Genomic DNA, 20,720 nt, shown 5'->3' on the forward strand with positions numbered 1-20,720 from the left:
GTTAGCCTCCCTTGACGGCTTTCACGATCTTCTGTGCGGCGTCATCGAGGTTGTCGGCGGGCAGAACGTTGAGACCGCTGTCGCGGATGATCTTCTTGCCCTGCTCGACATTGGTGCCTTCGAGGCGCACCACCAGCGGCACCTTGAGGCCGACCTGCTTCACCGCGGCGACCACGCCCTCGGCGATCACGTCGCACTTCATGATGCCGCCGAAGATGTTGACCAGGATGCCCTTCACGTTCGGATCGGCGGTGATGATCTTGAACGCGGCCGCGACCTTCTCGACGCTGGCGCCGCCGCCGACATCGAGGAAGTTCGCCGGCTCCATGCCGTAGAGCTTGATGATGTCCATCGTCGCCATGGCGAGGCCGGCGCCGTTGACCATGCAGCCGATCGTGCCGTCGAGCGCGACATAGTTGAGGTCGTATTTCGACGCCTCGATTTCCTTGGCGTCTTCCTCGGTCTCGTCGCGCAGCGCGACCACGTCCGGGTGACGGTAGAGCGCGTTGCTGTCGAACGACACCTTGGCGTCGAGCACGCGGAGCTGGCCCTGCTTGGTGACGACCAGCGGATTGATCTCGAGCATCGCCATGTCCTTGGCCGCGAACGCCGTGTAGAGCTGGGCGGTCAGCTTCTCGGCCTGCTTGGCGAGATCGCCCTTCAGCTTGAGCGCCTCGGCAACCGCGCGGCCGTGATGTGGCATGATGCCGGTGGCGGGATCGACCGAGAAGGAGACGATCTTCTCCGGGGTCGAATGGGCGACCTCTTCGATATTCACGCCGCCTTCGGTCGACACCACGAAGGAGATTTCCGAGGTCTCGCGATTGACCAGGATCGAGAGGTAGAACTCCTTGTCGATGTCGGAACCTTCCTCGATGTAGAGGCGGTTGACCTGCTTGCCGTGCGGTCCGGTCTGCACCGTGACCAGCGTCGCGCCGAGCATCTGCTTGGCGAACTCGTCGACCTCGGCAACCGACTTGGCGATGCGGACGCCGCCCTTGTCGCCGGCGGATGCTTCCTTGAACTTGCCCTTGCCGCGGCCGCCGGCATGGATCTGGCTCTTCACCACCCAGATCGGGCCGGGGAGCTGCTTGGCCGCCGCGTCGGCTTCTTCCGGCTTCAGCACCGGAACGCCGCGCGAGATCGGCACGCCGAATTCGTGCAGCAGTGCCTTGGCCTGGTATTCATGGATATTCATGGAAAGACGCTCCCAAACCCTCGTGCGGCGAACTAAACGTCAGCCCTGACGCTGGCATACCATATACCAAGGCTCGCGCAACTACAAAATCCGCCAGAATTTCATCATCTTGCACCCGACAGGCGATCGGAATCGCCTATCGGGTCATTGCCGATTGAGATTACTTGCCGAGCAGATCGGGCGCGATCTTCTTGCAGGCGTCGACCAGGCCCTGCACCGCGCCGACCGACTTGTCGAACGCTTCGCGGTCCTTGCCGGCGAGCTCGATCTCGACCACGCGCTCGACGCCCTTGGAGCCGATCACGGTGGGCACGCCGACATACATGTCCTTCACGCCGTACTCACCGTTGAGATAGGCGGCGCAGGGCAGCACGCGCTTCTTGTCCTTCAGATAGCTCTCGGCCATCGCGATCGCGGAGGCCGCCGGCGCGTAGAATGCCGAGCCGGTCTTGAGCAGGTTGACGATCTCGGCGCCGCCGTTGCGGGTGCGATCGACGATCTCGTCGATGCGCGCCTGCGAGGTCCAACCCATCTTGACGAGGTCGGGCAGCGGAATGCCGGCAACGGTCGAGTAGCGGGTCAGCGGCACCATGGTGTCGCCGTGGCCGCCGAGCACGAAGGCGGTGACGTCTTCGACCGAGACGTTGAATTCATCGGCCAGGAAATAGCGGAAGCGCGCGGAGTCGAGCACGCCGGCCATGCCGACCACCTTCTTGTGCGGCAGGCCAGAGGCCTTCTGCAGCGCCCACACCATCGCGTCCAGCGGGTTGGTGATGCAGATGACGAAGGCGTCGGGCGCGTACTTCTTGATGCCGGCGCCGACCTGCTCCATGACCTTGAGGTTGATGGAGAGGAGATCGTCGCGGCTCATGCCGGGCTTGCGCGGCACGCCGGCGGTGACGATGCAGACCTTGGCGCCGTCGAGCGCTTCATAGGAGTTGGCGCCGACCAGGTTGGAGTCGAAACCATCGACCGGCGACGACTGCGCGATGTCGAGCGCTTTGCCCTGCGGCACGCCCTCGGCGATATCGAACAGCACGACGTCTCCGAGTTCCTTGAGGCCAACGAGGTGCGCCAGCGTTCCGCCGATCTGTCCGGAGCCAATCAGTGCAATCTTGTCGCGTGCCATGGGAAATCAGTCCTTTGAACTGGATGCAGGAGGGAGGGAAGTCGGTTGCAAGGGTGGTTATCCCTTTCGAATGATCCATTCAAGTCAGGGCCTGCCCGATTGCGGGCCCTGCCTGCAATTCGGTCAGGCATGCCAGCAACGTCCGCCCGGAGACACGAAAAGTTGCTCCGAACCGGGCCGCGGGCAAGAGCAAATTTCGAGACCAAATTTCAGGGCTGAATGTCAGGTCTCGACCAGTCCGGTCGTCGAACCGCTCGCCGACGAATCCTTCCGGCCGTGCGGCAAAGCCAGGTAGGATTCCGAGCTCATCTCGATCAGGCGCGAAGCCGTGCGCTTGAACTCCATCGCCTCGATGCCTTCGTCGGCAAGGTACAGCGACACCGGATCGGCCTCGGCCGAGGCCATCAGCTTCACGGCATTGTCATAGAGCGTGTCGATCAGCGAGATGAAGCGCTTGGCGGCGTTGCGCTCGGCGTAATCCATCACCGGAATGTGGTCGATCAGGATCGTGTGGTAGTCGTGCGCGAGCCTCAGATAATCGGACGCGGCAAGCGGCTTCTCGCAGATGTCCATGAAGCTGAAGCGCGCGACGCCGTGCGCCGAGCACGGCACGTTCAGGATGCGCCCCTTGATCGGGATGAGGCGCGCCTTGCACGGCGCATTGCCGGTCATCTTGCGCCAGGCCGCGTTGAGCGCGGCATCGGCCGCATCGTCCGCGGGCACCAGCCACATCTTCACGCCGACGAGCTTCTCGAGCCGGAAGTCGGTGCGCGCATCGAGCCGCAGCACATCCATGTATTCGGTGATCTGCGCGATGAACGGCAGGAACAGCGCGCGATTGAGACCGCCCTTGTAGAGATCCTCCGGCGCGACGTTCGAGGTCGCGACCACGACGGTGCCGAGATCGAACAATTTTGCGAACAGCCGCCCGAGGATCATCGCGTCCGCGATGTCGGTGACATGGAATTCGTCGAAGCAGAGCAGCCAGGCTTCGTCGAAGATCGCCTGCGCGGTGAGCGCGATCACGTCGCCGTCTGAGATCTCGCCGCGCGCGATCTGCTGGCGGTAGCCGTAGATGCGCTCATGCGCCTCGGCCATGAATTCGTGGAAATGCGCGCGGCGCTTGTGCTCGACCGGGCTCTGCTGGAAGAACAGATCCATCAGCATGGTCTTGCCGCGGCCGACCTCGCCATGGACGTAGAGCCCGCGCGGCGGCTTGTCGTCCTTGTCGCCGCCGAACAGCCGTCCGAACAGGCCCTGCTTGCGCTGCGGCTTGTAGCTCGCGAGCCGCTCCTCCAGCGCGCCGAACGCATCGGCGGCGACGGCCTGCGCGGGGTCGGCCTCGATCGCGCCGGAGGCGACCAGGGATTTGTAGTGTTCGAGGAACGAATTGGGTGAGGCGGACAGCATGAGCCCACCTTACGGCCCTAGTGCGCGGCAAATTGCAAGCCGTGAATTGCGCCAAGGAGCATGCAGCAGGTATGCAAGCGCGAACCCTTGCATACCACGGCCGACCGCACGCGCCTCGCCGGCGCCTCAAACCGCGATCTCAGGAGACCTTACGCGCAGAGCTCGTAGGCATCCTCGACCACGTAGGGGCCGCCGCCTGTCGACGCACGCGACGAGAACAGCACGAAGCGGTCCGCCAGGAAGGTGCGGCTCGGGAAGTAGCCGCGCACGGACAGATAATCCGCGACGTCCTGGCTCGACGCGTCGTGCAGACGCGCGAGCGTGACATGTGGCGTGAATTTCCTGCCCTCGGGATCAAGCCCCATCCGCTGCATCATCCGCTCGAGCTCGGCCTGCAGTTCGATCAGCGGCCGGCTCGGCTCGACGGCGGCAACCACCGCACGCGGCTTGCGTCCGCCGAAGCTCGACAGGCCTTGCAGTTTGACCTCGAACGGCTTGCGGTTCACCCGAAACAACATCGTCGCGATCTCGTTGGCCCAGAGACCATCGATATCGCCGATGAAGCGCAGAGTGACGTGATAATTTTCGGGATCGATCCAGCGTGCGCCGGGAAGGCCGCCACGCAAATTGGAGAGGGATTGGCCGATATCGGCCGGAATTTCCAGACCAGTGAACAGACGCGGCATCGCTATAATCCTCGATGCTTGGCGCGGGTTTTGGGAGCCCGCACCCTGTAACAAGCCCGGCGACGAATCACCGATGCCTATTTGTACCCGAGATATGTGACTCTGCGAAGCATGAGGCGTTAACAGCTCGTAAACCTACGGACGCAGCGCGGTGCACTGCCTGCGTTTCAACTGCGTTGCCCTGATAATGCGCCGAGAAATGCCTCCACCGTGGGCAGGATATTCTTCACAAGGATGTCCACACCTTCCGCCGTCGGATGCATGCCGTCGGCCTGATTGATCTTCGGATTAGCAGCAACGCCATCGAGGAAGAACGGATAGAGCGGCACGCCGAGCGATTTCGCCAGATCCGGATAGATCGCGTTGAACTTCTCTGCATACTCACTTCCATAATTCGGTGGCGCGAGCATGCCGCACAAGAGCACCGCGATCTTGCGCGCCTGCAACTTTGTGATGATGTCCGAGAGCGCGGCACGCGTCACCGCGGGATCGATGCCGCGCAAGGCATCGTTGGCGCCGAGCTCGACAATCACGGCATCGGTTCCGTCGGCCACCGACCAGTCGAGCCGCTCGCGGCCGCCCGAGGCGGTGTCGCCGGACACCCCGGCATTGGTCATGTCGACCTTTATCCCTTTGGCCTCCAAGGCTTTTTGCAGCCGGACCGGAAATGCCGCCTCGGCCGGAAGGCCGTAACCGGCGCTCAGGGAATCGCCCAGAACCACCATTTTGATCGGTTTCGCCGGACCTTTCCCCTCAGTTGGCGTCTGCGCGCTGGCCGCCGTCATCAAGCCCATAAGCAACACGAGTATGTGCACGAAGATTCTCAACCGGGCCTCGACCGCAGCGGCGGAAGTGCCATATGACCGAACCATGGACAGTCTCATCGAATCCTCTTCACTGACCGACGTCGAGCCGGACACCATTGCCGTCAGGAACGTCAATCTCTCGCTCGGCACCGGCGCGGCACGGGTTCATATCCTCAAAGATATCAGCCTTCGTGTGGCAGCGGGTGAGGCCATCGGCCTGATCGGCCCGTCGGGCTCGGGCAAATCGACCTTGCTGATGGTGATGGCGGGGCTTGAACGTCCTGACAGCGGAGAGGTGGTCGTCGATGGCACCTCGTTCAATGCCCTCGATGAAGATGCGCTGGCGCGCTTCCGCGGCCGCCAGGTCGGCATCGTCTTCCAGTCGTTCCATCTGATCCCGACCATGACGGCGCTGGAGAACGTCGCGGTGCCGCTCGAGCTCGCCGGCAATCCCGATGCCGCCGCGCGCGCCGCGCAGGAGCTGCAATCGGTCGGTCTTGGCGAACGGCTGCGTCACTATCCGACGCAACTGTCCGGCGGCGAGCAGCAGCGCGTCGCGATCGCACGCGCGCTCGCGCCCGATCCGGCGATCCTTGTTGCCGACGAGCCGACCGGAAATCTCGACGAGACGACGGGAAAGCAGATCGTCGATTTGCTGTTCACCAAGCACGCCGAGCGCGGCATGACCCTGGTGCTGGTGACGCATGATCTCGCGCTGGCGCAACGCTGCGACCGCGTGGTGCGGCTGCGCTCCGGCCGCATCGACGGACAATCCGCGACATGAGCATTGCGTCCGAAGTCGCGGTGCAGGTCCGCACCCAGGGCCGCGCGTCGTCGCTTGCCTTCCGCTACGCGCTGCGCGAACTGCGCGGCGGCCTGCGCGGATTCTACGTGTTCATCGCCTGCATCGCGCTCGGCGTGATGGCAATCGCGGGCGTCGGCTCGGTCGCCGCGAGCCTCGGCGACGGGCTGTCGCGCGAGGGCCGCACGCTGCTCGGCGGCGACGTCGCATTCTCGCTGATCTCGCGCGAGGCCAAGCCCGACGAGGTTGCGTATCTGCGCACCCGCGGCGAGGTTTCGGTTGCGGCCACGCTCCGCGCAATGGCGCGCAGCGGCGACGGCAAGCTGGCGCTGGTCGAGCTCAAGGCGGTCGACGGCAAATATCCGATGCTCGGCGAGCTGACGCTCGAGCCCAACATGCCGATTTCAGATCTGCTCGCCGAGCGCGACGGCGTCTTTGGGGCGGCCGCCGATTCAACGCTGCTGGCGCGGCTCGACCTGAAGCTCGGCGACCGAGTCACTATCGGCAGCTCGACCTACCAGATCCGCAGCGTGGTGGCGGCCGAGCCCGACAAGCTCGCGGGCGGCGTCGGCCTCGGGCCGCGCTTCCTGGTCAGCGAAGCGAGCCTCCGCGCCACCGACCTGTTGCAGCCCGGCAGCCTGGTGCGCTGGATCTATCGCGTGAAGCTGCCCGACGGCGCCAACGACGATCGCGCCACCATCGCGCTGATCGACGGCGCGCGCGCCGCTGCGCCCGAGGCCGGCTGGGAGGTCCGCAGCCGCAGCAACGCCTCGCCGCAGCTCGAGCGCACCATCAACCGTTTCACTCAGTTCCTGACCCTCGTCGGTCTTGCAGCGCTGCTGGTCGGCGGCGTCGGCGTCGCCAATGCGGTGAAGAGCCATATCGACCGGCGCCGCGACGTCATCGCCTCGTTCAAGGCGCTCGGCGCCACCGGCCGCGACGTCTTCACGATCTACTGCACGCAAGTCGTGGTGCTGGCCGGGATCGGCTCGGTGATCGGCCTCGTGCTCGGCGCCGCGCTGCCGTTCGTCATCGTCGGCCTGTTCGGCAAGCTGCTGCCGCTGCCGGTGGTCCCTGCCCTGCATCCCGACGAGCTCGCGCTGTCCTTCATCTACGGCCAGCTCACCGCGCTGGCGTTCGGGCTGTGGCCGCTCGGCCGGGTCCACGACGTGCCGGTCGCCGCGCTGTTCCGCGAGACCGTCGCCAGCGAGTGGCACCGCCCGCGCTGGAGCTATCTGGCGCTGATGACCGTGGTGGTCGCGCTGCTGATCGGGGTCGCGATCGGGCTCGCCTATGACAAGCGGGTCGCCACCGTGTTCGTCGTCGCCTCGATCGCGGTGTTCCTGCTGCTGCGCGGGATCGCCGAGATCCTGATGGCGGTGGCACGGCGGCTGCCGCGCAGCCGCATCACCATGCTGCGGCTCGCCATCGCCAACATCCACCGACCGGGCGCGCTGACGCCGTCGGTCGTGCTGTCGCTCGGCCTCGGGCTCGCCGTGCTCGTCACCATCACCCAGATCGACGGCAATCTGCGCCGGCAATTCCTGGCCGCGCTGCCAGAACGGGCGCCGTCGTTCTTCTTCATCGACATTCCGTCCACCGAGGCCGACCGCTTCAATGCCTTCCTGGGGCAGATCGCCGCCGGCTCGACCGTCGAGGACGTGCCGATGCTGCGCGGGCGCATCGTCGCCGCGCGCGGCGTCAAGGCCGACCAGCTCAAGCCGTCGGTCGATTCCGAGTGGGTGCTGCAGAGCGACCGCGGCCTGACCTATACCGGTGAGATTCCCAAGGGCTCGAAGATCGTCGAGGGCGAATGGTGGGGCCCGGACTACAGCGGACCTCCGCTGGTCTCGATGGAGAAGAAGATCGCCGACGGCCTGTCCCTGAAGATCGGCGACGAGATCGTGGTCAACGTGCTCGGCCGCGACGTGCCGGCCAAGATCGCCAATCTGCGCAACATCGACTGGCAGGGCCTCGGCATCAATTTCGTGCTGGTGTTCTCGCCGAACGCCTTCAAGGGCGCGCCGCACAGCCACGTCGCGACGCTGACGGAACCACATGCCAGCGCGACCCAAGCGAACTCTGACAATGACGCGCGCATCATCAAGCAGGTCGCCGACGCATTTCCGATGGTGACCAGCGTGCGGGTCCGCGAAGCGCTGGAGACCATCGGCAGCGTCGTCAGCAATCTGGTGCTGGCGATCCGCGGCGCCAGCGCCGTGACGCTGATCTCGGCGATCCTGGTGCTGGGCGGCGCGCTCGCCGCCGGACACCGCCACCGCGTCTATGACGCCGTGATCCTCAAGACGCTCGGCGCCACGCGGGCGCGATTGCTCGGCGCCTACGCGCTGGAGTATCTGATGATCGGTTTTGCAACCGCGATTTTCGGCGTGATCGCCGGCTCGGTCGCGGCCTGGCTGATCGTGACGCGGCTGATGACGCTGAGTTTTATCTGGCAGGCCGGCAGCGCCGCCCTGGTCGTGGCCGCCGCGCTGGTCGTCACCGTCGGATTGGGGCTGGCCGGAACGCTGCTCGCGCTGAACCAGAAGCCCGCCTCGGTGTTGCGGAATTTGTGACAATTTGTAGCGGCGGAAGCGCCGTTTTTTGCCTATCATGCTAGGCCAGAGCGACATTCGGCCGCGCGTGGAAGCTTGCGCCGGATGTGTTAATTTCCCACATACCAATCGGGTCGGATAGTCGGTTTGAATGACACGGAATTAATGCTCCGCAAACCGAGCCATCTGAGATAGATTTACACCGGCGCCGCAAATCCCTTGCGCTCCACCGGGACCAACCACGGGAATTCGACCATGTCGGACCTAGACCGCAACTACGCTTCTCCTTTCGGCCGGGCCGCCGGGCGCATTGACGCTGCGGCCGTCGACGCCGGTCTGCGCGCCTACATGCTGCGCATCTACAACTACATGAGCATCGGCCTCGCCATCACCGGCCTGGCCGCGCTCGGCGTCTATATGGGCGCGGTGACGACCGACCAGTCCGCCGCCGTCGCCAAGTTCGGCAATGCCTATCTGACGCAGTTCGGCTACGCGATGTTCGTGAGCCCGCTGAAGTGGCTGTTCATCCTCGCGCCCCTTGCGATGGTGTTCGTCATCTCGGCCGGCATCAACCGTCTGCAGCCTGCGACCGCCCAGCTGTTGTTCTGGGTGTTCTCGGCGCTGATGGGCCTGTCGCTGTCGTCGATCTTCCTGGTGTACACGCACACCTCGATCGTGCGCGTGTTCTTCATCACCGCGGCGACGTTTGGTGCGCTGAGCCTCTACGGCTACACCACCAAGCGTGACATGAGCGGCATGGGCTCGTTCCTGTTCATGGGCCTGATCGGCATCATCATCGCGAGCCTGGTCAACCTGTTCCTGGCGAGCTCGGCGCTGCAGTTCATCGTCTCGATCGTCGGTGTGCTGGTGTTCGCAGGCCTCACCGCCTGGGACACCCAGCGGCTGAAGAACGACTACATCTACGGCTACGCCTCGCAGGGCGGCGTGATGGCAGAGCGTGCGGCAATCACTGGTGCGCTGTCGCTCTACCTGAACTTCATCAACCTGTTCACGCTGCTGCTGCAGCTGCTCGGCCAGCGCGACTAAGGGCCTCGAGCAAGGCAACCGATCCAAGCCCCGGCCACACGGCCGGGGCTTTTTTTTGCGTGGAAAGGATGAGATCAAACGGCGTAGCCCGGATGGAGCGAAGCGCAATCCGGGGGACTGTTCCCGCGGATGATACTGCCCCGGATTACGCTTCGCTCCATCCGGGCTACAAGCCAGCCGGCGCCGCCTACACCAGCGACAGCTTGCGGTCGATTACGAACAGCACCCGCTCGAGTTCGTGGCCGCGGCGCAAGATCAGGCCGGTCGCCGAAATCACGCTGTACATGCCCTGCTTGCGCGCCAGCCGGGGATCCTTCTCGATCCGGTAGATCGGCATTTCGGACGCGCGCCGGAACACCGAGAACACGGCACGGTCCTTCAGGAAGTCGATCGCATAGTCGCGCCACTCGCCGTCGGCGACCATGCGGCCGTAGAGATTAAGAATGCGGTTGAGCTCAAGTCGATTGAATGTCACGCGGTTGGGCTGGGGTGTCGCGGCGGCGGGGCGCGCCGCGGCACGGCTCCCGCTCGGATCGGTGTCCTCCGAGATCAAACTCATCGAGCGCCTCCTGTCATCCCGGTGACGACGGTTCCGAAGGCCGGTGCCCCCTGCTTCGGGATCGTCACGAGAGTGACATGATCGCGCTAAGCGCGGGGGCCTGCAAGGGGCCATTCGCACCGCAACCAGGCCCTAACCACGGTCAGGCGCGACGGATTGTCCGGAAAACCGAAGAGTCACGGGAACGTTAGCGGAATCATATTGCTGCCCCACTTCCGCCCATCGCCCGCCCCGCTGCCCTGCGAAAAGAAAATCCTGCGTTGGCCCGGTCCTTTCGGTTCCGGATTCCTCAGCCCCCAGCCCCCCGGGGCCGTCGGGATCGGGCCTGTTCGCAGGGGAGTTAAATCCCAACACTGGGCCAACGAAAGTTGGTCCTTTTTGTTTTTGGGGGTCTGCTCAGCTCCGCGCGACCTAGACGCGAGCGCAAAGCCTCGGCGCCTTCCCTTCAGCACATCACTGGATGCACGCCACCGGATGCAGGCTTGCCGCGGCACAAGGCGGCACGACGATGCGTGCGGCCCTACGACGCGCCTGACAACAGCAGTTAGCGCAGCAACGCGCTAGTGCAGCGAGGTGAATGCGGCGCCGAGCATCGGGCCTGGCTTGTCGCGATTGCCGTCCTGGACGTACACCGCGGCGGCATCGACACCATCGCGCGTGATGTTCTCCAGCGGCACGGTCCAGCTGCCGGACGAGCCGTTCCAGTCACCGACCTTCAGCAGATTGCGCACCACGTTGTGGTAGGTGATCTCGTGGCCACGGTTCTCGCCGCGCGAGATCGAGATCGGCACCGACTTCGAGATCGAGCAGATCCAGACTTCGCCGCGCGACACCGCGGGCGACTTCGACGCGGCGACCGACACGTTGATCTGCTTGCCGGTCAGCGTCATCGTCACCGGCACCGACATCACGCTGCCGCTCTTCTCGGTGCTCGTGATGGCGTCCTCGATGCTGGCGCGATCGCTGCCGATGACGTGCGCGGAGCCGTTGATCACGGCCTGCGGCGTGTAGACGTCGCGATCGCCGCGCATGTGGGAATAGGCTTTCTGGCGCGCGCTGAAACGGGAATCGGCCAGCGTGTCCTTCCAGCCGAGATAATCCCAATAGTCGATCGGCATGCTCAGCGCGATGACGTTGGGGTCCTTGGCGAGATCACCGATGATCTTGTCCGCGGGCGGACAGGACGAGCATCCCTGCGAGGTGAACAGTTCGACGACTGCACGCGGATCGGCGTGAGCGGGGCGGATGATCGCGACGATCGCGCAGATACCAAGCGCGCTGGACCATCGCGAAATCGAATTATAGGCCATCATCGCTGTCATACTGCGAACCAGTCGTGATGATTTCCATCCGTAATTGTACGGAGCATGAAGTCTGTCCCTGAACTTGCGTGCCCCAAAACGCGAGAAAGCGGCCTTTTCATAGGCCGCCTTCTTTTTAGCCGCTACTCACTAAGCAGTGAGGCACCGATCACAAATCCGCGTTGGAGCATGGCCCGGAAAAGCGTGAAGCGGCTTTCCCCCGCGACAAACGCCAGGCGTTTGCGCGGAGACCATGCTCAAACAAGGGCCCTTAGGCCGCGAGTTTGCGCAGCACGTAATGCAGGATGCCGCCGTTGCGATAGTAGTCGAGTTCGTCCAGCGTATCGATGCGGCAGAGCAGCGGGACATCCCGCTTGCCGCCGTCGGCGGAGACGATCTCGGCGGTCAGCGTCTGCCGTGGCTTCAAATCGCCCTGCAGCCCGCGGATCGTGACCTTCTCGTCGCCCTTGAGACCGAGCGAGGACCACGACGTGCCGTCCTGGAAGGTGAGCGGAAGCACACCCATGCCGACAAGGTTGGAGCGATGGATGCGCTCGAAGCTCTGGCAGATCACCGCGCGGACGCCGAGCAGGCGCGTGCCCTTCGCAGCCCAGTCGCGCGACGAGCCGTTGCCGTATTCGGCGCCGGCGAACACCACCAGCGGCACGCCTTCGGCCTGATACTTCATCGCGGCGTCGTAGATCGACATCTGCTCGCCGTCGGGCCAGTGCTTGGTCAAACCGCCTTCCGGAATATTGCCGTCGGCACCCTTCAGCATGAAGTTCTTGATGCGGATGTTGGCGAAGGTCCCGCGCATCATCACTTCATGGTTGCCGCGCCGCGTGCCGTACTGGTTGAAGTCGGCGGGGCGCACCTGGTGCTCGCTGAGGAACTTGCCGGCGGGCGAGGTCAGCTTGATCGAACCGGCCGGCGAGATGTGGTCGGTGGTGATCTTGTCGCCGAACATCGCGAGGATGCGCGCGTCGACCACGTCGGTCACCGGGTCCGGCTGCTTCTTCATACCCTCGAAATAGGGCGGGTTCTGCACATAGGTCGAGCTCATGTTCCAGCGATAGGTCTCGCTTTCCGTGGTCTTGATCTTGCGCCAGTTGGTATCGCCCTTGAACACGTCGGCGTACTTCTTCTTGAAGATCGTCGCCGTGACGTACTTCTTCATGAAGGTGTTGATCTCCTTGGCGGTCGGCCAGATATCCCTGAGGAACACCGGCTTGCCGTCCTTGCCGATGCCGAGCGGCTCGACCGCGAGATCCTTGGTCACGGTGCCGGCCAGCGCATGCGCGACCACCAGCGGCGGCGAGGCGAGGTAATTCGCCTGCACGTCCGGCGAGACGCGGCCTTCGAAGTTGCGGTTGCCGGAGAGCACCGCGGCGGCGACGATGCCGTTCTCGTTGATCGACTTCGAGATGTCCTCCGGCAGCGGGCCGGAGTTGCCGATGCAGGTCGTGCAGCCGAAGCCGACCAGGTTGAAGCCGACCTTGTCGAGATCGGCCTGGAGACCGGAATTGGCGAGATATTCGGCCACCACCTGGCTGCCCGGGGCAAGCGAGGTCTTCACCCACGGCTTGGCCTTCAGGCCCTTGGCGGCCGCTTTGCGCGCCAGCAGGCCGGCGCCGATCAGCACGCTCGGGTTGGAGGTGTTGGTGCAGGAGGTGATCGCCGCGATCACGACGTCGCCATGGCCGAGATCGAAGTCGCGGCCTTCGACGGCGTAGCGCTTCTGCTCACCCTCGGGCTTCTTGTATTCGCCGACCAGCGCGGTCGCGAAACCGGTCGACACCGCCGGCAGCGCGATGCGGCCTTCGGGGCGCTTCGGTCCGGCCATCGACGGCACGACGTCGCCGAGGTCGAGCGTCAGCGTGGTGGTGAACACCGGGTCGGTCGACTTGGCGGTGCGGAACAGGCCCTGCGCCTTGGCATAGGCCTGCACCAGCTTGACGCGATCGGCCTTGCGGCCCGAGGTCTTCAAATAATCGATGGTCGCGGCGTCGACCGGGAAGAAGCCGCAGGTCGCGCCGTATTCGGGCGCCATGTTGCCGATGGTCGCCTTGTCCGCGACCGAGAGATAGTCGAGGCCGGGGCCGAAGAACTCGACGAACTTGCCGACCACGCCGAGCTTGCGCAGCATCTGGGTGACGGTGAGCACGAGGTCGGTCGCCGTGACGCCTTCCTTGAGCTGGCCCTTGAGCTTGAAGCCCACGACCTCAGGCAGCAGCATCGACAGCGGCTGGCCAAGCATGCAGGCTTCCGCCTCGATGCCGCCGACGCCCCAGCCGAGCACCGCAAGGCCATTGACCATCGTAGTGTGCGAGTCGGTGCCGACCAGCGAGTCGGGATAGGCGACCTCGAAGGTGCCGGTCTTCTTGCCGACCGTCATCTTCTCCTTCTTGGTCCACACCGTCTGGGCGAGATATTCGAGATTGACCTGATGGCAGATGCCGGTGCCGGGCGGCACCACCGAGAAGTTCGAGAACGCCTTCTGGCCCCACTTCAAGAACTCGTAGCGCTCCTGGTTCTGCTTGTATTCCTCGGTGACGTTCTTCGCGAACGCCTTGTTGTCACCGAAGAAGTTGACGATCACCGAGTGGTCGATGACGAGATCGACCGGCACCAGCGGATTGATCTTCTCGGCATCGCCGCCGAGGTTCTGCATCGCGTTGCGCATCGCCGCGAGATCGACCACGGCCGGAACGCCGGTGAAATCCTGCATCAGGACGCGCGCCGGGCGGAACGCGATTTCGTGCTCGAGCTGGCGCTTCCGCAGCCACTTCGACACCGCGACGATGTCTTCCTTCTTGACGGTGCGGCCATCCTCGTTGCGCAGCAGGTTCTCGAGCAGAACCTTCATCGAGTACGGCAGCTTCGAAATACCCTTCAGTCCGTTCTTCTCCGCCTGGGGCAGGCTGTAATAGACGTAGGACTTGGCGCCGACCTTCATGGTCTTGCGGCATTTGAAGCTGTCGAGTGAGGTCATGCGAGGAATCCCAATTATCAGTTATACCCGGCAAGGGTAACTAAACACCGGCGAACGACACTGGCCAAGGGATGGCCCGGGGGGTGGGTTGCGGCCGCCGATTGTGTGTGCTGCATCAAGTTCCGGGCTTATAGAACCTTTCTAGAAGCACCGCCACACCGACAAGCGTGCGGCGGCATCGCGCGACCCAAAAATTCTCACGCGGTAGCGAAAGATTTCAGAGGGCTGTGACAAGACGAACCATGCGGCTCTCCGGACAAAATTTGAAATGCGTGCGCGGCGGACGCGAGGTGTTTTCCGGCCTCGATGTTTCGGCCACCGCGAGTGAGGCGCTCGCCGTCACCGGTCCCAACGGCGCCGGCAAGACCTCGTTGCTGCGGGTGCTCGCCGGACTGCTGGTTCCAGCCGAAGGCTCGATCGCGCTCGAAGGCGGCGACGCCGAGCTCAGCCTGCCCGAGCAGGCCCACTATCTCGGCCATCGCGATGCCCTGAAGCCTGCGCTCAGCGTCGCGGAAAATCTTTCCTTCTGGCGGGAATTCCTCGGCGGCAAAACCGAGGATGCCGGCCGGTGCCTGGCCGCCGTGGGGCTCGACCACGCCGCGCATCTGCCGGCGGCCTACCTCTCCGCGGGCCAGCGCCGGCGCCTCTCGATCGCGCGCCTGCTCTCGGTGCGGCGGCCGGTCTGGCTCTTGGACGAGCCGACATCGGCGCTCGATGCGGCCGGACAGGCGCTGTTCGTCGCCCTGATGCGCGACCATCTCGCGAGCGGCGGCCTGATCGTCGCCGCGACCCATCTGCCGCTCGGCATCGAAGCGCGCGATCTGCGGATGGGAGCGCCGGCATGAGCGCGCTGGCCGCATTGATCCGGCGCGACATCCGGATCGCGCTGCGCGTCGGCGGAGGCGCGTTGATCGGGGTGCTGTTCTTCCTCACCGTCACGGTACTGATGCCGTTTGCGGTGGGGCCGGATCTGGCGCTGCTGTCGCGGCTCGGCCCGGCCATCCTCTGGCTCGGCGCATTGCTGGCGAGCCTATTGACCCTCGATCGCCTGTTCACCGCCGATCACGAGGACGGCTCGCTCGACCTCATCGCGATGAGCCGGACGCCGCTGGAACTCGCCTGCGCGGCCAAGGCGCTGGCGCACTGGATCGCCGCCGGGCTGCCGCTGATTGTCGCAACCCCGGTGCTTGGCCTGCTGCTCAATCTCGACGGCACGGCAACGCTCGCGGTTGCAGCGACCCTGCTGGCGGGAACACCGGCACTGACCTTCACCGGCATGATCGGCGCGGCCTTGGCGGTGACGCTGCATCGCGGCGGGCTCTTGCTCGCGGTGCTGGTGCTGCCGTTGTCGATCCCGGTGCTGATCTTCGGCGTCGCGGCCTCGCAGGCGGCGATCTCCGGGCCGCTGCCGTTCGGAACGCCGTTCTCGATCCTCTGCGCGCTCTCGCTTGCCAGCCTCGTGATCGGCCCGTTTGCGGCCGCCGCGAGCCTGCGGCACGGGCTGGACTGATCAAATCTCGCCGAGGGGAATTCGGCCAATTGCCTCGCTCACAGCGGACGACTATCAGGGTGCCATGAAGCTGACCGAGACGCTGACCGACCTCGCCAACCCGACCAGGTTTCTGGCGCTGACCGCGCGCATCCTGCCCTGGCTCGCGGCCGCGACTGCGATCCTGCTCGCGATCGGACTGTACCAGTCGGCGGTGGCGCCCGACGACTACCAGCAGGGCGCCACGGTCAAGATCATGTTCGTCCACGTGCCCAATGCGTGGCTGTCGATGTTCGTCTGGAGCGTCATGAGCGTGGCTGCGCTCGGCACGCTGGTGTGGCGGCACCCGCTCGCCGATGTCGCCGCGAAAGCCGCAGCTCCGATCGGCGCCGCCTTCACCTTCCTTGCGCTCGTCACCGGCTCGCTGTGGGGCCGCCCGATGTGGGGCACATATTGGGAATGGGATGCGCGGCTGACCTCGGTCTTGATCCTGTTCCTGATGTATCTCGGCCTGATCGCGCTGTGGCGCGCGGTGGAGGATCCCTCGCGTGCGGCAAGGGCGGCGGCGGTCCTGACCCTGGTCGGCGCCATCAACATCCCGATCATCAAATTCTCGGTCGACTGGTGGAACACGCTGCATCAGCCGGCATCCGTGCTCCGGATGGGCGGATCGACGCTCGACAAGGCGTTCCTGTGGCCGTTGCTGGTGATGGCGATCGCGTTCTCGCTGCTCTTCATCACCCTGCACCTCGCGGCCATGCGCAACGAGATCCTGCGCCGGCGCGTGCGCAGCCTGCAGATGATGCAGGCGAGCCGCGTCTCGTTCACGACCGAGGCGGGTGCCGGCCCGCGTGAAGCAGGCGCCTCGAAAGAAATTGGAGCGGCGTGATACGATGTCGCTTGGTCCCTACGCCTCCTTCATCGTGACATCCTATGCGCTGGTCGCAGCCGTCGTGCTGCTCCTGATCATCTGGATCGTCGCCGACTATCGCCGCCAGCAGACACGCCTCAAAGAAATCGAGGCCAGCGGCGTCACGCGCCGCTCCGGCCGCAGCGCGGCGGATATCAGATGAGCGAGCAGGCGACCAACAGCCCGCCGCAAGCCCGCCGCCTGCTGGTGGTGCTGCCGCTGCTGATCTTCCTCGGCCTCGCCGGGCTGTTCCTGCTGCGGCTCTATGGCGGCGATCCCTCGCGCATCCCGTCGGCGCTGATCGGACGGCCGGCGCCGCAGACCGCCCTGCCCGCCCTCGACGGTCTTGTGAAGGACGGCACGCCTGTCCCCGGTCTCGATCCCACCGCGTTCAAGGGTAAGGTCTCGATCGTCAATGTATGGGCGTCCTGGTGCGTGCCCTGCCACGACGAAGCGCCGCTGCTGACCGAGCTCGGCAAGGACAAGCGCTTCCAGATCATCGGCATCAACTACAAGGACTCGCCCGAGAACGCGCGCCGCTTCCTCGGCCGCTACGGCAATCCGTTCGGCATCGTCGGCGTCGACGGCAACGGCCGCGCCTCGATCGAGTGGGGCGTCTATGGCGTACCGGAGACCTTCCTGGTCGGACGCGAGGGCACCATCGTCTACAAGCTGGTCGGACCGGTGACGCCTGAGAACGTCAACAGCGTGCTCAAGGCCGAGATCGAGAAGGCGCTGCGCGCCGGACAGTAAGCGCATCGTCATTCAGCGGTGCCGTGAACCGCTGCTGAACGGCGAGCGAAAATGCCTGCGGCAAAATGTTTCGACACGTTTATCTGCGGTTCATTTCGCGGCCACGGCAACGCCACGAACGCAACCCCAACTCAGCAGCGTTGACATCAACGTTCCTCTGGAGGGGACATATGCGCAAGACCACACTCGCTTCACTGCTCGCCACCGCGCTTACGCTCGGCATGCTGACGGCCACGCCGTCGATGGCCCAGAGCGTTCAGCCGGCTACGCCCGCCACCAAGTCGGAGACCGGCAAGATGGCGCCGGCGCCGAAGACGGCGGCACCCGATGCGAAGACGACGGGAATGGCGAAAGACGACCTGCTCGACATCAACAGCGCCAGCGCAGACCAACTCGACGCGCTGCCCGGTGTCGGCAAGGCCTATTCGGCCGCGATCATCAAGGGCCGCCCCTACAAGGGCAAGGATGAACTGGTGCAGAAGAACATCCTGCCGCAGGCGACCTACGACAAGATCAAGGACAAGATCGTCGCCAAGCAGAAGAGCTGAGCTCTGAAGCATGATCCGGAAAAGTGCGAAGCGGTTTTCCCTCGCGACAAACGCGAAGCGTTTGCGCGGAGATCATGCTCAAACAAGAAACCAAAGCGCGATGACGATTCAATCCAATCTTATCGCGCTTTGAGACCTCGAACGCAGCGCGGCGCATTTGCCCGCGCTGCGTTTCGATCTACTTCCGAAGGTCGCCCGCCTCCGCCTCGCTGGTTTCCAGCGAGACCGGCTCGAGGTGATAGCGCTTGGTCAGCGGCATCTGCGCGATGGCGAAGATCATGGTCAGCGGTGTTACGCCGAACACCTTGAAGTTCACCCAGAAATCCGTGCTCTGCGTGCGCCAGACGATTTCGTTGAGGATGGCCATGCCGGCGAAGAACAGCGCCCAGCGCATGGTGAGGATGCGCCAGCCCTGCGGCGTCAGGTTGAACATCTGGTCGAACATCACGGCGATGAAGGAGCGGCCAAACAGCAGCCCGCCGCCGAGCACGGCCGCGAACAGGCCGTAGATGATGGTCGGCTTGACCTTGATGAAGGTCTCATCGTGCAGCACCAGCGTCAGGGTGCCAAACACCAGGACGATCGCACCGGTCACCAGCGCCATGATCGGCACGTGCCTGGTCACCACATAGGATGCGATCATCGCCGCGACGATCGCCACCATGAATGCGCCGGTCGCGACGAACAGATGGTACTTGGCGTTCGCGATGAAGAACACGAGCAGCGGCCCGAGTTCGGTCGCAAGCTTGAACAGCGGATGCGGCTGGGTCTTGTCCATTAATTCTCTGTGTTGGTTTGAGGCATGATTTTCGAGGTCATGCCTCGATCCCGGCAATCGCCTTGGCAAAATCCTTCGCCGTGAAGGGCGCGAGGTCCTCGACGCCTTCGCCGACGCCGATGAAATGCACCGGCAGCTTGTGCTTCTCCGACAGCGCAACAAGGATGCCGCCGCGCGCGGTGCCGTCAAGCTTGGTCATCACGAGGCCGGTGACACCCGCCGTACGATGAAACGCCTCGACCTGCGACAGCGCATTTTGTCCCACCGTGGCGTCGAGCACGAGCAGCACCGCGTGCGGCGCCGACGCATCGACCTTCTTGATGACGCGCACGACCTTCTCGAGCTCGTTCATCAGCTCGGACTTGTTCTGCAGCCGGCCGGCGGTATCGATCAGCAGCACGTCGCGCGCCTGCTCCTTGGCGGCGGTCAGCGCGCTGAAGGCGAGGCTAGCCGAATCCGAACCCTGGGCGCCCGCGATGACCGGCGATTTGGTGCGCTCGCCCCAGACCTTGAGCTGCTCGATCGCGGCGGCACGAAAGGTGTCGCCGGCGGCCAGCATCACCTTGCGGCCCTCGGCAGCAAATTTGGCTGACAGTTTGCCGATCGTCGTGGTCTTGCCGGAGCCGTTGACGCCGACGACCAGGATGACGAAGGGCTTTTTCCCGGCATCGATCTCGAGCGGCTTCGCCACCGGCGCCAGCACCTTCTCGACCTCGGTCGCAACGACGTCCTTGACCTCGTCGGCCGAGATCGCCTTGTCGTAGCGGCCCTTGCCCACCGCCTCCGCAATGCGGACCGCGACATCGGTCCCGAGATCGGCGCGCAGCAGCACATCCTCGATATCGTCGAGCATGGCCGAATCGAGCTTGCGCTTGGTGACGAGGTCCGCGACCGCGGTCCCGATCGAACTCGAGGTCCGCTTCAGGCCGCCCTTCAGGCGCTGCCACCAGCTCTGTTTTGGAGTTCCTGCAGTGGTATCGTTCATGGCGCGGACGTGTTAGCCGTTTCGGTCCATAAACGAAAGTCTCGACGAATTGATCGATGTTCCCCAATTGACCGCGGAAGAAATCCTGGGCCGGGTGCTCCACCGCGACGGGCTGATGCTGGTCATCGACAAGCCGGCCGGCCTGCCGGTGCATCGCGGCCCCAAGGGCGGCCCCAACCTGGAGGCCTCCTTCGACGCGTTGCGGTTCGGCCTGCCGCGGCCGCCGGTGCTGGCGCATCGGCTGGACAAGGACACCTCCGGCTGCCTGGTCCTGGGACGTCACCGCAAGGCGACCGCCTCGCTCGGGCTGCTGTTCAAGCACAGCAAGATCTCGAAGACCTACTGGACCGTGGTCGAGGGCGGCCCTACCGAAGACGAGGGCACCATCGACATGCCGCTCGGCCGGCTCAACGCCGAGCGCGGCTGGTGGCAGAAGCCCGACCCGGACGGGCAGAAGGCGATCACCAACTGGAAGGTGCTGGGGCGCGGCGAGGGCCTCGCCTGGCTGGCGATGGAGCCGGTCACCGGCCGCACCCATCAGCTCCGGGTGCATGCGTCGGCGATGGGCTGGCCGATCGTCGGCGACAATATCTATGGCAATGGCCCCCGCTTCGGCGAACCGACCCTGCATCTGCATTCCCGCGAAATCGGCATCCCGATCTCCCGCAACAAGGACCCGGTCCATGTGGTCGCGCCGGCGCCGGGGCATATGTGGGCGCGGCTCAAGGCCTGCGGCTGGACCGGCCAGTGATCTCCGGGGTTTTACGCACAA

Annotated in this window: 20 protein-coding genes; 10 read left to right on the top strand and 10 right to left on the bottom strand. The window is 64.7% G+C overall.

Translation table 11 applies throughout. The annotated features are described in order from the left end of the window. Position 1: 1 nt before the first annotated feature. The 5 genes from sucC to QDT69_RS14500 all read right to left on the bottom strand — a co-directional run bounded on the left by sucC (position 2) and on the right by QDT69_RS14500 (position 5,238). Positions 2 to 1,198, bottom strand: a complete 1,197-nt coding sequence (gene sucC / locus QDT69_RS14480) for an ADP-forming succinate--CoA ligase subunit beta (RefSeq protein WP_279707195.1) — start codon at positions 1,196 to 1,198, stop codon at positions 2 to 4. A gap of 160 nt (positions 1,199 to 1,358) precedes the next feature. Beyond that, entirely contained in the window at positions 1,359 to 2,327 is a 969-nt protein-coding gene (gene mdh / locus QDT69_RS14485) for a malate dehydrogenase (protein ID WP_021078790.1), read from the bottom strand. A 222-nt stretch (positions 2,328 to 2,549) separates the two neighbouring features. Next, a complete protein-coding gene (gene zapE / locus QDT69_RS14490) occupies positions 2,550 to 3,737 on the bottom strand; it encodes a cell division protein ZapE (protein ID WP_279707196.1) in 1,188 nt (395 codons plus the stop codon). A gap of 149 nt (positions 3,738 to 3,886) precedes the next feature. Continuing rightward, a complete protein-coding gene (gene thpR, locus QDT69_RS14495) occupies positions 3,887 to 4,423 on the bottom strand; it encodes an RNA 2',3'-cyclic phosphodiesterase (protein ID WP_076864751.1) in 537 nt (178 codons plus the stop codon). A gap of 167 nt (positions 4,424 to 4,590) precedes the next feature. Further along, the gene (locus QDT69_RS14500; RefSeq protein WP_279707523.1) at positions 4,591 to 5,238 is read right to left on the bottom strand and encodes an arylesterase; all 648 of its coding nucleotides are present in this window, start codon (positions 5,236 to 5,238) and stop codon (positions 4,591 to 4,593) included. A 55-nt stretch (positions 5,239 to 5,293) separates the two neighbouring features. Here QDT69_RS14500 and QDT69_RS14505 point away from each other — a divergent pair, with 55 nt between their 5' ends. The 3 genes from QDT69_RS14505 (at position 5,294) to QDT69_RS14515 (ending at position 9,633) form a co-directional block, all read left to right on the top strand. Beyond that, on the top strand, positions 5,294 to 6,013 hold the full coding sequence (locus QDT69_RS14505; protein WP_279707197.1) for an ABC transporter ATP-binding protein: 720 nt from the start codon (positions 5,294 to 5,296) through the stop codon (positions 6,011 to 6,013). Next, positions 6,010 to 8,607 (top strand): FtsX-like permease family protein, encoded by a 2,598-nt coding sequence (locus QDT69_RS14510; protein ID WP_279707198.1) that lies wholly within the window; start codon positions 6,010 to 6,012, stop codon positions 8,605 to 8,607. The genes QDT69_RS14505 and QDT69_RS14510 overlap by 4 nt, the downstream gene beginning before the upstream one ends. Positions 8,608 to 8,841: 234 nt before the next feature. Beyond that, positions 8,842 to 9,633: a Bax inhibitor-1/YccA family protein gene (locus QDT69_RS14515; RefSeq protein WP_050424276.1), complete on the top strand. Its 792-nt coding sequence runs from the start codon at positions 8,842 to 8,844 to the stop codon at positions 9,631 to 9,633. A 187-nt stretch (positions 9,634 to 9,820) separates the two neighbouring features. On the opposite strand, the gene QDT69_RS14520 is transcribed toward QDT69_RS14515, so the two are convergent. The 3 genes from QDT69_RS14520 to acnA form a co-directional block, all read right to left on the bottom strand. Continuing rightward, positions 9,821 to 10,192: a DUF2794 domain-containing protein gene (locus tag QDT69_RS14520; protein ID WP_050400886.1), complete on the bottom strand. Its 372-nt coding sequence runs from the start codon at positions 10,190 to 10,192 to the stop codon at positions 9,821 to 9,823. Positions 10,193 to 10,752: 560 nt separating this feature from the next. Next, the gene (locus QDT69_RS14525; RefSeq protein WP_279707199.1) at positions 10,753 to 11,514 is read right to left on the bottom strand and encodes a DUF1223 domain-containing protein; all 762 of its coding nucleotides are present in this window, start codon (positions 11,512 to 11,514) and stop codon (positions 10,753 to 10,755) included. A 250-nt stretch (positions 11,515 to 11,764) separates the two neighbouring features. After that, positions 11,765 to 14,485: an aconitate hydratase AcnA gene (acnA, locus tag QDT69_RS14530; protein ID WP_279707200.1), complete on the bottom strand. Its 2,721-nt coding sequence runs from the start codon at positions 14,483 to 14,485 to the stop codon at positions 11,765 to 11,767. Positions 14,486 to 14,727: 242 nt separating this feature from the next. Between acnA and ccmA the strand changes: the two genes are divergently transcribed. From ccmA to QDT69_RS14560, 6 genes are all read left to right on the top strand, one after another. Continuing rightward, entirely contained in the window at positions 14,728 to 15,330 is a 603-nt protein-coding gene (gene ccmA / locus QDT69_RS14535) for a heme ABC exporter ATP-binding protein CcmA (protein WP_279707202.1), read from the top strand. Continuing rightward, a complete protein-coding gene (gene ccmB / locus QDT69_RS14540; RefSeq protein ID WP_279707203.1) occupies positions 15,327 to 15,995 on the top strand; it encodes a heme exporter protein CcmB in 669 nt (222 codons plus the stop codon). Before ccmA ends, ccmB begins: the two co-directional genes overlap by 4 nt. A 64-nt stretch (positions 15,996 to 16,059) precedes the next feature. Further along, positions 16,060 to 16,863 carry a heme ABC transporter permease gene (locus QDT69_RS14545; RefSeq protein WP_279707204.1) on the top strand — a complete coding sequence of 268 codons (804 nt, stop codon included), beginning with the start codon at positions 16,060 to 16,062 and terminating at the stop codon, positions 16,861 to 16,863. Between the two features lie 4 nt (positions 16,864 to 16,867). Further along, positions 16,868 to 17,047, top strand: a complete 180-nt coding sequence (gene ccmD / locus QDT69_RS14550; protein WP_279707206.1) for a heme exporter protein CcmD — start codon at positions 16,868 to 16,870, stop codon at positions 17,045 to 17,047. Beyond that, positions 17,044 to 17,637, top strand: a complete 594-nt coding sequence (locus QDT69_RS14555; protein ID WP_279707207.1) for a DsbE family thiol:disulfide interchange protein — start codon at positions 17,044 to 17,046, stop codon at positions 17,635 to 17,637. Before ccmD ends, QDT69_RS14555 begins: the two co-directional genes overlap by 4 nt. A gap of 170 nt (positions 17,638 to 17,807) precedes the next feature. Next, on the top strand, positions 17,808 to 18,185 hold the full coding sequence (locus QDT69_RS14560; RefSeq protein WP_279707208.1) for a helix-hairpin-helix domain-containing protein: 378 nt from the start codon (positions 17,808 to 17,810) through the stop codon (positions 18,183 to 18,185). A 178-nt stretch (positions 18,186 to 18,363) separates the two neighbouring features. Here QDT69_RS14560 and QDT69_RS14565 read toward each other — a convergent pair whose 3' ends face one another. Further along, a complete protein-coding gene (locus QDT69_RS14565; protein WP_279707209.1) occupies positions 18,364 to 18,963 on the bottom strand; it encodes a septation protein A in 600 nt (199 codons plus the stop codon). Between the two features lie 37 nt (positions 18,964 to 19,000). After that, positions 19,001 to 19,948 carry a signal recognition particle-docking protein FtsY gene (gene ftsY, locus QDT69_RS14570; protein WP_279707210.1) on the bottom strand — a complete coding sequence of 316 codons (948 nt, stop codon included), beginning with the start codon at positions 19,946 to 19,948 and terminating at the stop codon, positions 19,001 to 19,003. A gap of 49 nt (positions 19,949 to 19,997) precedes the next feature. Between ftsY and QDT69_RS14575 the strand changes: the two genes are divergently transcribed. Next, positions 19,998 to 20,699, top strand: a complete 702-nt coding sequence (locus QDT69_RS14575; protein WP_279707211.1) for an RNA pseudouridine synthase — start codon at positions 19,998 to 20,000, stop codon at positions 20,697 to 20,699. The last annotated feature ends 21 nt before the right edge of the window (positions 20,700 to 20,720 follow it).

The sequence above is a fragment of the Bradyrhizobium sp. CER78 genome (assembly GCF_029846235.1).
In the GTDB taxonomy this organism is placed as follows: domain Bacteria; phylum Pseudomonadota; class Alphaproteobacteria; order Rhizobiales; family Xanthobacteraceae; genus Bradyrhizobium.

Bases quoted from the DNA above. Each gene is read 5' to 3' on its own strand.
- ccmB (WP_279707203.1), top strand. From the start codon at position 15,327: ATGAGCGCGCTGGCCGCATTGATCCGGCGCGACATCCGGATCGCGCTG.
- mdh (WP_021078790.1), bottom strand. From the start codon at position 2,327: ATGGCACGCGACAAGATTGCACTGATTGGCTCCGGACAGATCGGCGGA.
- QDT69_RS14505 (WP_279707197.1), top strand. From the start codon at position 5,294: ATGGACAGTCTCATCGAATCCTCTTCACTGACCGACGTCGAGCCGGAC.
- QDT69_RS14515 (WP_050424276.1), top strand. From the start codon at position 8,842: ATGTCGGACCTAGACCGCAACTACGCTTCTCCTTTCGGCCGGGCCGCC.
- QDT69_RS14565 (WP_279707209.1), bottom strand. From the start codon at position 18,963: ATGGACAAGACCCAGCCGCATCCGCTGTTCAAGCTTGCGACCGAACTC.
- QDT69_RS14560 (WP_279707208.1), top strand. From the start codon at position 17,808: ATGCGCAAGACCACACTCGCTTCACTGCTCGCCACCGCGCTTACGCTC.
- QDT69_RS14525 (WP_279707199.1), bottom strand. From the start codon at position 11,514: ATGACAGCGATGATGGCCTATAATTCGATTTCGCGATGGTCCAGCGCG.
- ccmA (WP_279707202.1), top strand. From the start codon at position 14,728: ATGCGGCTCTCCGGACAAAATTTGAAATGCGTGCGCGGCGGACGCGAG.
- QDT69_RS14545 (WP_279707204.1), top strand. From the start codon at position 16,060: ATGAAGCTGACCGAGACGCTGACCGACCTCGCCAACCCGACCAGGTTT.
- QDT69_RS14510 (WP_279707198.1), top strand. From the start codon at position 6,010: ATGAGCATTGCGTCCGAAGTCGCGGTGCAGGTCCGCACCCAGGGCCGC.
- acnA (WP_279707200.1), bottom strand. From the start codon at position 14,485: ATGACCTCACTCGACAGCTTCAAATGCCGCAAGACCATGAAGGTCGGC.
- ccmD (WP_279707206.1), top strand. From the start codon at position 16,868: ATGTCGCTTGGTCCCTACGCCTCCTTCATCGTGACATCCTATGCGCTG.
- QDT69_RS14520 (WP_050400886.1), bottom strand. From the start codon at position 10,192: ATGAGTTTGATCTCGGAGGACACCGATCCGAGCGGGAGCCGTGCCGCG.
- sucC (WP_279707195.1), bottom strand. From the start codon at position 1,198: ATGAATATCCATGAATACCAGGCCAAGGCACTGCTGCACGAATTCGGC.
- zapE (WP_279707196.1), bottom strand. From the start codon at position 3,737: ATGCTGTCCGCCTCACCCAATTCGTTCCTCGAACACTACAAATCCCTG.
- thpR (WP_076864751.1), bottom strand. From the start codon at position 4,423: ATGCCGCGTCTGTTCACTGGTCTGGAAATTCCGGCCGATATCGGCCAA.
- QDT69_RS14555 (WP_279707207.1), top strand. From the start codon at position 17,044: ATGAGCGAGCAGGCGACCAACAGCCCGCCGCAAGCCCGCCGCCTGCTG.
- ftsY (WP_279707210.1), bottom strand. From the start codon at position 19,948: ATGAACGATACCACTGCAGGAACTCCAAAACAGAGCTGGTGGCAGCGC.